Here is a 12,553-nt window from a genome sequence, read left to right as displayed (position 1 = left end):
TGATAAATAGACTGTAAATACTTGTGAAAGTATTTGCAGTCTATTTTATTTTATGCCTGTTGGGTATTGATGTCCGTTTACCACCCAATATTTATTTGGTATTTATTATAAAAAACTAACTAAATGTTTGTTTAATCATAAAAACAGCTTTACATTTGCACCCCAGAAATCGACCGAATTGGGGTCTAACGTTTAATTTTAAAAAACAAAGAAAATGAAAAAGGGTTTATTATTGGTAGTTGTAATGTTAGCAACTATCGCTGTAAAAGCACAAGACATTTACGTAGGCGGATCTTTGAACGTTTGGCGTAACAGCACAGGCAACACTACTTCTTTTAAAGTTGCTCCGGAAGTTGGATATAACTTTAATGAGACATGGGCATTGGGTGCTGAATTGGATTATTCACATAATTATAATGGAGGATTAACAAAGAATTCAGTTATTGTTGCTCCATACATTCGTTGGACTTACTGTGAAACCGGTGCGGTTCGCCTATTCTTGGACGGAACTGCTGCTCTCGGCTTCGTGAAGGTTAAAGACGGAGACACTACTAAAGCCGGACAAGTGGGACTTAGACCGGGTATTGCTGTTAAATTGAACGATCACTTCTCTTTCATTGCCAAGTATGGTTTCCTGGGATATCGTAGAAATATAAATACGCTAGGAGATTCTTTTGGTCTTGAACTTACCAGTGAAGATCTTTCAATTGGTTTCCATTACGCATTCTAATAAGAAGAAAACAATTCAACAAATAGGAAAGGGAGTTCTCAAAAATAGGGAATTCCCTTTTTTTATGTATAATCTCTATACTTTACGCACTTATTAACGAAAAAGTTGTTTAATACGAATTACAATTATACATTTGTATTGTTAAACAAGGAGGTTACTAAAAACCTTTAGTATTAATTTAAAACTTTAAAATTATGAAGAAGAGTGTTTTGTTTGTTTTATTTGCACTGATTTCAGTGGCAGGTTTCTCTCAAATTACAGGTTGGAATGCCAAAGTAGGTATGAACTTTAGTAATTACACCGGTGATCTTGATCTGAATGCAAAGGTTGGATTCAAACTTGGTGGAGGTTTTGAATATGCTTTTACTGATACATGGTCACTGCAACCTTCATTATTCTTAACTAGTAAAGGTGCAAAGAAAGATGGCAATAGCATTAATGCAATGTATTTGGAATTGCCAGTAATGGCTGCTGCACGTTTTAATGTAGCAGATAATACTAATCTGGTGGTGAATGCAGGTCCTTATTTTGCTTGTGGTATTGCCGGTAAAACAAAGTTTGACTTAGGTAATGATACGGAACGTAAAGTCGATACTTTTGGTGATGATGCTTTGAAGCGTTTTGATGCAGGTCTTGGTGTAGGAGTTGCATTGGAATTTGGTAGAATCATTGCAGGCTTGGATGGTCAATTTGGTCTGGTTGATGTGGAAAAAGTTGGCAATCCTAAAAACATGAATTTCTCTATTATCGTAGGATATAAGTTCTGATAAGAAAACACCGAAAATACAGAAAGCCGTTGCAGAAGACAATTCGCAGCGGCTTTTTTATTTTATGATTGAGAAAGTCATTTCCTTTATTGGATATACAATAGGAATGCACAGTCAGTTTACTATCGGCTTTTTATTAATCTGATAGCTTTTTCAACTTTTTAAAGTGCTCGATTACGGCTAAATAGTTCTGATCCTGACAGGCGTCGAATTTGTTCCAAAGATCTCCTAATACGACGGCTCCTCCGAAACCGAAATCTTTAATCTCCAGCAAATTATCTTCATTGATACCTCCCAATGCCATCACTTTCGAATCGATAATTTTGGCTCTTTGTGCTTCACGCAATTCTTCGGCAGTATATGTTGAATAGTAATTCACTTTAGAGATACTGTCATAAATAGGACTCATAAAAACATAGTCGTAAAAATGCTTTCTGTTTTTTACCTCCTCCACTGAATGGCACGAACAGCTGATGTGACCATAATAATCATGCGGCTCTTTGGGATTACGTGCATTCAGGTGGATACCCATCAGATTAAATTCTTCTTTCAGATAGAAATGTTCATGCGTGACGATACGGCGGTGATATTTATCCGGAATAAGTGTCAATAGCCGTTCCGAATACATAGCCGGAGTTTCCGGCTTCCTAAGATGTAGGACATCCAGCCCCTCTTCGAAAAGAGCGGTAATAATCTTATCTTCTTCGACGAAGAAGGTAGGGGTGGTAACTACAATTAGTTTCATTTCTTTTGTTAAAATTGGATTGCTTAGCAAAGTTACTAATTAACTATGTCAGAAACCAACCTTTATAGTGAAAATTTGTTAGATTGCCATGTCCGCAGGTCGATAGTCCATAGTTCGCCGGCTAAAGCATCTCCAAAATCACAGATTATTTTCAGCACTTCCGTAGCTTCAACGCTTCCTACAATGGCAGGAGTAACCCCCATCACACCTTTGGGCGGAGGAGGCATTCGTTGCATTTCTTCTTCGTCGGGATAAAGATCCCGGTAGTTCTTTTTCTGATTTCCATAGTTGAATACAGAAACCTGTCCTTCAAAGCCGCAGATAGCACCATATACGTATGGCTTTTTCTGTTCAATGCAGATATCGTTAATCAGGTAGCGGGTGGCAAAGTTATCACAGCCGTCGACTACTATATCATATTCCTGAATGATATGATAAGCATTTTCTTTCGTCAACCGGGTAGAGTAGGGATGTATTCTGATCTCGTTGTTGAGAGCGGAGAGCCGTTCCGCTGCACAGATAGCTTTCGGTTTACCCAATTCTTTTTCGGAATAGAGAACTTGTCGTTGCAGGTTAGTGATGCTTACCAAATCGTCATCTACCAGTCCGAGACATCCCACACCGGCGCCTGCCAGGTAGAGAGCGATGGGAGAGCCTAGCCCTCCCACACCTACAATAAGCACTTTGGCTTCCTGCAGTTTCTTCTGACCTTCTTCTCCGATTTCGGGAAGTATGATTTGTCTATCGTACCGCATCTGCCTATCTTTTAAAATCAAAAGACTGATCCCAATCTTTCCAAACCGGTTCGCGCCCCAGTTTCTTCAAGTCACGTTCCACTTCAACCGCCTTTCGCTCGTCACTTACGTGAAATTGTTCCAGGGTTTGAGGATAACTGTAATATCCTCCCGGTTCAGTTTTACTCTCCGCACTCATGGTTGTAACACCGAGCGTTGCCATGTGATTTCGGATTTCTGCACTTTCACGGGTGGAATAGGAGATATCTACGTCGTGGTCGAAGATTCGCATAGCGAATGTAAGTTGAGCCAGTTCCCGGTCGTTCATGACTACATTCGGTTGGAATCCGCCATTTTCAGACGGACGCATGCGCGGGAAATTTACGCTGTATTTTGTTTTCCAGTAATGCTTCTGCAGATAACGCAGGTGATAAGCCATCATCGTTACGTCTGTCCGCCATTCTTCCAGACCGATCAGGACACCCATACCAATCTTATGTACACCTGCCTGTCCCATGCGGTCGAAGCCATCTACACGCCATTCGAATTTAGACTTCATGCCTCTCGGATGATATGTCTTGTAATTTGCTTTATGGTAAGTCTCTTGAAAACAGATCACTCCATTCAGACCATGATTAGTCAGTTCCTGATATTCTTCTGCTTTAAGGGGCATTACTTCAATTTGCAGGTTGCTGAAATAAGGTTTTGCCAAATCCAGCGCCCGGGCAATGTAGGGAACACCTGCTGCGGCCGGGTTTTCACCGGTTACGAGCAGTAGATTTTCAAAAGGAGCCAGTCGTTTGATGGCTTTGTATTCGTTGACAATCTCTTCCTCTGTCAGTATCGTTCTCTTCAGCGGATTGCTGATGTGGAAACCGCAATAGACACAGGAGTTGGTACATGAATTAGTCAGGTAGAGCGGTACGAACATGGAGATAGTCTTACCGAACCGTTCCATCGTATATTTCTGACTAAGGCGTGCCATCACTTCCAGATAAGGAGTGGCGGCAGGTGAAATCAGCGCCATAAAGTCGTTGACATCCAGATGCTCTTTTTTACCCAATGCACGGCGTACGTCGGCATCTGTTTTGGAATAGATGGCTTTTGTCGTCTCTTCCCAGGATATTTTTTCTAATTCGTCGGAGAACATTCTTATTAAATTGAGAATTGAAAATTAAAAATTGAAAATTGAAATGAGGGGAGGGCAGGTTCGGTCAGTGGGCTGACTTTCTGTTTCTCCCCACTCATTATTTGTTGGTTTTAGCGCTTTTCTTTAAATCGCGTGACAGTCTCATTGCACAGAAATTAGGTCCGCACATCGTACAATATTCTCCATCGATATGATGTCCTGCACGGAAATAGGTCTGCGCCCGTTCCGGGTCGAGAGACAGGTCGAACTGATCTTTCCAGCGGAACTCATAGCGAGCTTTACTCAATGCGTTGTCCCGTACCTGTGCACCCGGGTGTCCTTTTGCCAGGTCAGCGGCATGAGCGGCTATCTTGTAGGTAATGACTCCTACGCGTACATCCTCTTTGTCGGGTAAGGCAAGGTGTTCTTTCGGAGTGACATAACAAAGCATAGCCGTACCCAGCCATCCGATTTGTGCGGCACCGATAGCAGAAGTGATATGGTCGTATCCGGGAGCAATATCCGTCACCAACGGGCCGAGTGTATAGAATGGGGCGTCATGGCATTTTTCAATCTGACGTTCCATGTTCTCTTTGATTTTATGCATCGGAACGTGTCCGGGGCCTTCAATAAATGCCTGAACATTCTTATCCCAGGCACGAAGCACTAATTCTCCCATGGTGTCCAGTTCGGCAAACTGTGCTTCATCGTTCGCATCGTAGATGGAACCCGGACGAAGTCCGTCGCCTAAAGAAACGGCTACATCATATTGTGCCAGGATATCACAAATATCATCAAAGTGATCGTATAAGAAACTTTCCTGATCGTGTACGAGACACCATTTACTCATTATGCTTCCTCCACGGCTGACAATACCGCACAACCGCTTATCGGCAAGATGAACATTATGGCGGCGGATCCCTGCATGAATGGTGAAGTAATCTACACCTTGTTCGCATTGTTCAATCAATGTATCCCGGTAGATTTCCCAGGTGAGGTCTTCCACTATGCCGTTCACCTTTTCAAGTGCCTGATAAATAGGAACCGTGCCGACGGGTACGGGACAATTACGGATAATCCATTCGCGTGTTTCATGGATATTTTCTCCTGTGGAAAGATCCATCAAGGTATCGCCACCCCATTTGCAGCTCCACAATGCTTTCTCCACTTCTTCATCTATGCTTGAGGTAGTAGCTGAATTTCCGATATTCGTATTGATTTTCACAAGGAAGTTGCGTCCGATAATCATCGGTTCAGCTTCCGGGTGGTTGATATTGGCCGGTAATACAGCACGTCCCTCTGCAATCTCCTGACGGACAAATTCTGGAGTAATGTGGGTCTTAATTCCCAATTCCTCGCAGTTCATGTTCTCGCGGATTGCCACATATTCCATTTCAGGGGTGATAATCCCTCTTTTGGCGTATGCCATTTGAGTGATTGCTTCTCCTTTTTTAGCGCGATAGGGCAGAGCGATGTGCTCGAAACGTAAGTGATCGAGACTTTTATCGTCTCTTCTCATTTGTCCGTATTCCGAAGTAATTTCGGGAAGTTGTTCCACATCACCACGGCCTACAATCCATTCTTCACGCATACGGGGCAGTCCTTTTTTAAGATCAATGCTCATATCTGCATCGCTGAACGGTCCGCTGGTATCATATACATATATCTCCGGGTTCGGTGTTGCTATCTTTTCTTCGCCTTCAAAGCTGACACTGGGCACTTGTTCCACTTTCCGCATCGCTACACGGATATTCGGATAAAGTTTACCGGGTAAATAGATTTTCTGCGAGCGGGGGAATTTTACTTTTTGTTCCATAGTTTATTCGTTTTTAATCAAGAAAAGCCGTTAGAGGTGAACTTGCTTCTGCCACGAAGTCGACGGCTTGTAACCCTAATCCTGCTTCGTAAGCCTGTCTTCCGGCTTCTGTAGCCGCTTTGAATGCTTTTGCCATTTCTACCGGATTTCCGGCAACGGCTATTGCGGTATTAACTAATACAGCGGAAGCTCCCAGTTCCATTGCTTCGGCAGCATGACTGGGTGCACCGATGCCTGCATCTACGACTACCGGGATACCTGCCTGTTCGATAATGATTTGCAGGAATTCTTTGGTCTGCAATCCTTTATTGGTACCGATTGGTGCACCGAGCGGCATAACAGTAGCTGCGCCCGCTTCTTCCAGACGTTTGCAGAGTACAGGGTCAGCCTGACAATAAGGCAATACGATAAAACCCAGTTTTACCAGTTCTTCCGTAGCTTTCAGTGTCTCGATAGAGTCAGGGAGCAGATAGCGTGGGTCCGGGTGAATTTCCAGTTTCAGCCAATTTGTTCCAAAGGCTTCGCGAGCCAGTTGTGCTGCAAAAACAGCCTCTTCTGCATTACGTACACCGGAAGTATTGGGCAATAGCTGAATATTCGGATGAATAATATGTTTCAGCATGTCATCCTCTTTGTTGTCCATGTCGATTCGTTTCATGGCAACAGTAACCATTTCCGTGCCTGAAGCCAGAATAGCTTGTTCCATTACTTCATTGGAATTGAATTTTCCTGTTCCCAGGAAAAGACGGGAGTTAAATTCGCGTCCCGCAATTACTAACTTTTCCATTCTCTATATTTTAGTTGATTATTTAAATGCTAATTTTGCAGACAATTATAGAAACGCAGATTAACGCAAATTTTCGCAAAAAATTAAGTTCTCCAACATAGCGTAGCCCTCTAATAATCTGCGAAAATTTGCGTTAATCTGCGTTTCTATAAATTTCCATTAATCACTTTCAATGATTCTACGTGTCTCTTCTACCGGATTATCCGCTCCGAGAATGGTTCCCGATAGAGCTATCCCGTTTACTCCTGTGTGAAGTATGGCAGGAATATCCTCATAAGTGATTCCTCCAATCGCTACTACGGGGATTTCGATATTCGCCTCTTTCATCTGTGAAAGGATGGAGGAATAGCCTTCCAATCCCAGTACAGGGCTTAAATTCTTTTTGGTGGTAGTAAACCGGAAAGGACCGATGCCAAGATAATCGGCACCGGCACGATAGTGCTGTACAACATCTTCGAATGTATTTGCAGTGCCGCCGATAATGAAAGCCTCTCCAAGAATTTGGCGGGCCTGGTCGATAGGCATATCCTTTTTGCCCAGATGCACACCGTCCACTTCCAGCTTTCGCGCCAGTTCAACGTGATCGTCCAGAACCAGGATTGCTTCGTGCTCTTTACAAAGCGGTTTCAGTTGCAGGGCTACTGCCTCCACTTCTTCGAGAGGAGCCTCTTTCATGCGTAGTTGGATCCATTTGCACCCGCCTTCGAGTGCCATACGTGCCGATTCGAGGTACGAGTACCGTTCGGTCTGATGCGTGATAAATTGTAGACTGACCATTCCCTTATCCTCCGCAAGCAGCTTTGATAATCACCAGGTTATCGTTCTCATGCAATATGAAACCCTCCCATTCGGTACGGGGAATCATTTTGTTGTTTACGGCGATAGCAATGCCTTGAACCGGAAGTTCGAGCTGTGCTGTCAGTTGTGTAAGGGTAGAGTCGGGAGTAATTTCCACCTCTTTGTTGTTCACTTGTACTTTCATTGTCCTATCAGAATAAATAAGTTGAAAGTAAATACAAAGAGCGTGCTTGAATGGAAAGGCGATAAGAAGAAACACAATCCCTACGTCAGTACTAACTGCCTCAGGTTCCTAGGGTATAATCTCAGCCCCTCATGGGGCACCCCTTTGTCTTTACGGGGGCAAAGTAAGTGAAAAAGAAACAGAAAAACACTAAATCAGTCGATTTTTTTTCATTTTTCTGTTGATTCCTGTTTTTTGATAGGATGAGAAAAGATAAATCGGGCACCATTTTTGTAATTCTTGTCAATCCAGATATCACCTCCCATATATTGGATGGTCAGTTTGCAGATAGCCAGTCCCAATCCTGTACCCTGTACGAACTCATTCAGCTTTTCGAAACGTTGGAATACCAGCTCCTGTTTATCTTCGGGGATTCCGGTGCCGGTATCAGTTACCGAGAACAGCATACATTGCTTTTCTTCGTCCACTTCATAATCCAGCGTAATGCTTCCTCCGGCAGGAGTGAATTTCAAGGCGTTGTTCAGCAGATTGATAATAATCTGTTGCAGGCGCAAGGGATCTGTGTAGAGCATGTAAGGCTCTTTAGGCATTTGCAGTTTGATGTCTACATCCATTGTCTTGTTTCGGTTGGTCAGGGTAATCATATTCTGGCAATGGTTCACCAGCTCACACCATTCATATTTGAATTGCAGCTTTCCTGATTCCAGGCGTGATATATCCAGTACATCACTAATCAGTTGGAGCAGCAGATTAGAGTTGGTCTGGACAATATCTGCGTATTCTTTCAGTTCGTTATTCTGCTCTACCGAACCGATAATCAGGCTGGAGAAACCGACAATAGCATTTAGCGGAGTCCGTATCTCGTGGCTCATATTCGAAACAAAGGCACTTTTCAGCTGATTAGCTTCTTCGGCGCGCTCTTTAGCATCACGCAATTCGACTTCAGACTCTTCCAGCTTCTTTTTATCTTCCCGTAGTTGTTTCGTAGTTCTTTCAAGGTGATTCTTCAGGATTTTAGTCCGGTAATAGTAATACAGCGAAATCATTAGACTTCCTACTAATACGAGAAATATAATCAGGATGAATTGCACTTCTGTCTTATAGGCCACAAAGAACGGGATGGGCTGATTGATTACCATTGAGTTAACAGGTAACTTCTTGTTTTCAAATCCCCATTCCTTTAGTTTCTTCGCATCAAATTTATATCTGTTGGGTAAGATATTGATACTGCTGATATCAGTTTCCTTCTGGTCTAAAAAGCGGTAGGCATATTCTCCCATGCTTTGTCCCACTCCTTCATATTGCGGGACATATCCTCCGATAGCCCAGTAACCTATTGCAGTGGAAGTCATGCTGAACATAGGCAGGAGAGGATTGGCTTTGGAAAAAGCATAAACGGAGTTATTCATGTAAGTAATACCCCGGTTATCGATTCTCCAGATGCCAAGCAACATGACTGTGTTTCTGGGAAGATTGCGCAATTGACTGGCAGCCATATCGAGTGTATGGATGCGGCCATCGACGTAGGTGATAGACAACTGTGGAAAATGTTGCAGGTTTTTCTTGAACCATGCCAGTTCGGCAAGTCCGTTGTATGTGTTATCCGATACAAATACAAGGTGTTCTGTTTCCGGATAGAAATTCTGTATCATTTCAATGTCTTTTTTGATATCATATTCGTATGTGCTACAATATCTTACGTTGTATTCCTTCATGCGTTCCATTAAGTTGATGCTTTCAGGATTATAGCTTCGGATGTCGGTCGAATCCTCCGGAATACGGATACCGTTGCGTGATGCCATTGCACAGAAAACAGGAAGCTGCTTGTACTTTTCATCTTCGAGATGAAGAAAACTGCTCCATGCTTCACCACCCAGGAGAATAACTAATTTGGCTTTCGGATGTTTGTCCAGAATATCAGTTAATGTTTTTTTCCATTGATGCGCCTGCGTTAAGTCTGTTGCATTCATATTTTCTACCATGGTCGAATATCTTCCTCCCAATTGGGTGTAGGTTTCTACAAATGTGCTGATGTTATCGTAGGTATATTTAGTGTCAGAATTATAAGAGGTGATAAACAGAATTTCTTCCTCAGATTCTTCTGTGGTGGCAGCATTGCCGAAAAGGGGGAGGAAAAGGAGTACAGCAATGGAGACAATAAATCGTATTTTTTTTCTTTTATACAGTATCATAATTGTTTGTTATGTTGTTTTATTAGTTGCAAAAATACAACTAATGCATCTGATATACAATAAAAGTCTGTTCTTTTTAATCTGTAGAAAAGGTCGCTGTGAAAAACACAACGACCTTTTCCATAAGTATAGTTTAGCTTGTAAATTTAATTACATTCTTTTTTCAACCACATCCCAGTCGATGATATCCCACAGGGCGTTTACGTGGTCGGCACGGCGGTTCTGGTAATCCAGATAATAGGAGTGTTCCCAAACGTCAAATCCGAGAAGTGGTTTCAAACCGGCACGTACTGGATTGCTGCCGTTCCCCTCTTTAGTGATTTTCAGTTTACCGTCTTTATCTACGGATAGCCAAGCCCATCCTGAACCAAACAATCCGACTGCTGCTGCATTGAATTCTTTCTTGAAGTTTTCAAAGCTGCCAAAGTCACGTTTGATAGCTTCTCCCAGTTTACCGGCCGGTTCCTTCTTCGAAGGTTTCGGGGCAAATTGCAGGAAGTACAGGTTGTGGTTCAATACTTGTCCGGCGTTATTGAATATAGCTCCATCCGGTGCGGCTGCAACGATTTCTTCTACCGTTTTACCTTCATATTCTGTTCCGGGCACGAGGCTATTCAGATTATTTACATACGTTTGTAGATGCTTTCCGTAATGGAAATCTATTGTTTGCTGACTGATTACAGGTTCCAACGCATTGTTAGCGTAAGGAAGTTTAGGCATTTCGTAAGTCATGGTCATCATAATTAAAGACATTAATATAGTATTCATAATGTTACAAGTTTTAATTGGCTTGTTATACTATAATAACAGAAGCCCTTTGCAAAATGTTCACAGCATCTTACTTTATTTGTAAATGTACTGTATACGTTCCACTTCTTTCGGATGCTCGCGGTCGGTCCGGCAGATCCATTGGCCCGTATTATCATATTCATAATAAGAATTGCTATCGATCTGGTTTCCGTATTTATCGTACAGGCAGATCAGGCATCCCGATGTTTTCTGGTTATTGCCTAAAATCCGTTGGTAAACGATCTGTGTCAGATAACCGTATTTATCGTATTCATAAGCATCTTTTTGTGAAATAATCTGATCCGAAGAATTAGCAAAAAGCAGATTTTGATGTTGGGATGAAATCAATCTGCCTTTATCATCATATTTGTTTGCGGTGTACGCCTGAAGTTCTCCATTCTTATTATACTCTTTGGTTTCGGTCAATAACCCCTGTTTATTATAGGAACTTATGATGACTCTTCCATCTGTATACTTGAGCGAATCACTCTCGATACTTCCGTCCGTGCCGATACGGCGTGTCCGCCGGTATAGATCCGTTTTGGTTTTCGGACTCGTTTGCACTTCAAAGATGCAGTGACCTTGCGGATCGTATAATCTGTTCGTTTGTATTTCATTGCTTAGCTGACCGTTCTTTACGGTAAGCGACAATGTAGAAATGAGCTGCCCCTTATCGTCATACGAATAAGTGGTCGAGGTATTTCCCGTACTGTCATTTTCCGCAGACTTAATCAATCGTCCTCCATTATAGTATTTCACGGAAGTAGGAGTGGATATGATTGTTTGCAGAATAAACGGTGTCCGTAGTGCATTGGCCTGGTCACGAAATTCCTTATACCTGTGTGTGCAAAGAAAATCCTGCAGCATACTCAAAGATTCGGAATTGACAATGGCAGCTTTTAAAAGCTCAAAATCAGCTTTTTCACTAAGATATTCAAGGTCATCCAGATGAGTACGTGCTGTGGAAGTCAGGTAAGGTGATTGCTTATACTCGTCAATAATCTGCCGAATGTCTGTTGCGTTTCCTTTCTCCCGGAGGCTGTCGATCCCTTGAAACAGAAAATCATCGTATAACGCACGGACTTCCGGAAGGAATGGACGCGTATCTTTATCCGTGAAGAATTTCTGCATGTTGGCGTTATCAAAAAATGCCTTGAAATTCGCTGATGTCGGATTACTCTTTACAATCTGGTAAAGCCGTTTGTTTTCCGCAGTGTTGATTTGAGAGATAAATTTGCCGTTCGGATATTCCGTGATGTACGTTTGATAAATATTCAGCGTAGGTGTTTTCAGCATACCTTCCAGTAAAGCCATTTCACGGATGTCCCGCACCTTTTGCAAGATGGCAGAATCTCCCGGATAACCGCTTGACCGGATACTGTCCATCAACGTCTTGCTAAAAGGAATTTGATCTTTCGAAGCTTCCAGAATGGAGATAACGGCCAGTTCTGCTTTGTTTTGTACGTTGGAAAGTTGTATTTTCTCTTCTTCACAGATATTGGGAAAATAAGCTTTCGTTGCCCTTTCGTAGCATCCGAAATAGTTGATGGCAGCCTGTTCGCTTTGCTCGTTCCACAATCCGTTGAGCACATCCAATAATGCCAGTTCCTCGGCATAATAGGTTTGTGTCTCGTCATCTATCTTATCACGGTTTTTCTGCCATTTGTCGGCGTCATTATCGTTCAGATACCTTAGCAGCTTTTCCAGGCGACTCTGCTTTTGTGCCATTGCCTGTGGAATGCAGGCGACCAGAAACAAACTCAAAATAATCGATAAAAATATACTTCTTTTCATTGCTTTTTGGTGTTAGGTTAAAATAGTTAGTGATGAAAATTCGGTTCTTCGTCAAATTTGGTGGTAATCTCTTTTTTATTTCACCGGT

At 42.4% G+C, this 12,553-nt stretch carries 13 protein-coding genes and 1 riboswitch; of the genes, 2 read left to right on the top strand and 11 right to left on the bottom strand.

Annotation, left to right across the window (positions count from 1 at the left end; genetic code table 11):
• The first annotated feature begins 214 nt into the window (after positions 1-214).
• Together DXB58_RS09450 and DXB58_RS09445 are read left to right on the top strand one after the other, a co-directional pair.
• Positions 215-730, top strand: a complete 516-nt coding sequence (locus DXB58_RS09450) for an outer membrane beta-barrel protein (protein WP_074557033.1) — start codon at positions 215-217, stop codon at positions 728-730.
• Positions 731-924: 194 nt separating this feature from the next.
• Positions 925-1,497: a porin family protein gene (locus tag DXB58_RS09445; RefSeq protein WP_004295701.1), complete on the top strand. Its 573-nt coding sequence runs from the start codon at positions 925-927 to the stop codon at positions 1,495-1,497.
• A gap of 136 nt (positions 1,498-1,633) precedes the next feature.
• Here DXB58_RS09445 and DXB58_RS09440 read toward each other — a convergent pair whose 3' ends face one another.
• From DXB58_RS09440 to DXB58_RS28125, 11 genes are all read right to left on the bottom strand, one after another.
• Positions 1,634-2,242, bottom strand: coding sequence for a thiamine phosphate synthase (locus tag DXB58_RS09440; protein ID WP_004295702.1), 609 nt, complete (start codon positions 2,240-2,242; stop codon positions 1,634-1,636).
• Between the two features lie 62 nt (positions 2,243-2,304).
• Positions 2,305-2,997 carry a HesA/MoeB/ThiF family protein gene (locus tag DXB58_RS09435; protein ID WP_122136656.1) on the bottom strand — a complete coding sequence of 231 codons (693 nt, stop codon included), beginning with the start codon at positions 2,995-2,997 and terminating at the stop codon, positions 2,305-2,307.
• A gap of 4 nt (positions 2,998-3,001) precedes the next feature.
• Positions 3,002-4,126, bottom strand: coding sequence for a 2-iminoacetate synthase ThiH (gene thiH / locus DXB58_RS09430; protein ID WP_122136655.1), 1,125 nt, complete (start codon positions 4,124-4,126; stop codon positions 3,002-3,004).
• A 97-nt stretch (positions 4,127-4,223) separates the two neighbouring features.
• Positions 4,224-5,921 carry a phosphomethylpyrimidine synthase ThiC gene (thiC, locus tag DXB58_RS09425; protein ID WP_122136654.1) on the bottom strand — a complete coding sequence of 566 codons (1,698 nt, stop codon included), beginning with the start codon at positions 5,919-5,921 and terminating at the stop codon, positions 4,224-4,226.
• Positions 5,922-5,934: 13 nt separating this feature from the next.
• Complete coding sequence (locus tag DXB58_RS09420) at positions 5,935-6,708, bottom strand: thiazole synthase (RefSeq protein WP_004295706.1); 774 nt, start codon at positions 6,706-6,708, stop codon at positions 5,935-5,937.
• Positions 6,709-6,867: 159 nt separating this feature from the next.
• A complete protein-coding gene (locus DXB58_RS09415; protein WP_117935691.1) occupies positions 6,868-7,485 on the bottom strand; it encodes a thiamine phosphate synthase in 618 nt (205 codons plus the stop codon).
• A 4-nt stretch (positions 7,486-7,489) separates the two neighbouring features.
• The gene (thiS, locus tag DXB58_RS09410) at positions 7,490-7,690 is read right to left on the bottom strand and encodes a sulfur carrier protein ThiS (protein ID WP_004303537.1); all 201 of its coding nucleotides are present in this window, start codon (positions 7,688-7,690) and stop codon (positions 7,490-7,492) included.
• A gap of 60 nt (positions 7,691-7,750) precedes the next feature.
• Positions 7,751-7,844: riboswitch (TPP riboswitch) on the bottom strand.
• Positions 7,845-7,899: 55 nt separating this feature from the next.
• Positions 7,900-9,882, bottom strand: a complete 1,983-nt coding sequence (locus DXB58_RS09405; protein ID WP_183042735.1) for a HAMP domain-containing sensor histidine kinase — start codon at positions 9,880-9,882, stop codon at positions 7,900-7,902.
• A gap of 150 nt (positions 9,883-10,032) precedes the next feature.
• A complete protein-coding gene (locus DXB58_RS09400) occupies positions 10,033-10,650 on the bottom strand; it encodes a superoxide dismutase (protein ID WP_004295710.1) in 618 nt (205 codons plus the stop codon).
• 75 nt (positions 10,651-10,725) lie between these two features.
• Positions 10,726-12,399 (bottom strand): RHS repeat protein, encoded by a 1,674-nt coding sequence (locus DXB58_RS09395; protein ID WP_233527269.1) that lies wholly within the window; start codon positions 12,397-12,399, stop codon positions 10,726-10,728.
• A partial coding sequence (locus tag DXB58_RS28125; RefSeq protein ID WP_233527268.1) for a hypothetical protein occupies positions 12,347-12,553 on the bottom strand: 207 nt, incomplete at its 5' end. The genes DXB58_RS09395 and DXB58_RS28125, both read right to left, overlap by 53 nt.

Origin of the sequence: Bacteroides sp. OM05-10AA (assembly GCF_003439055.1) — a bacterium.
Taxonomy (GTDB): domain Bacteria; phylum Bacteroidota; class Bacteroidia; order Bacteroidales; family Bacteroidaceae; genus Bacteroides; species Bacteroides intestinigallinarum.
The sequence above is the reverse complement of the archived record's forward strand: the minus strand, read 5'-3'. Positions and strand labels throughout refer to the sequence as shown.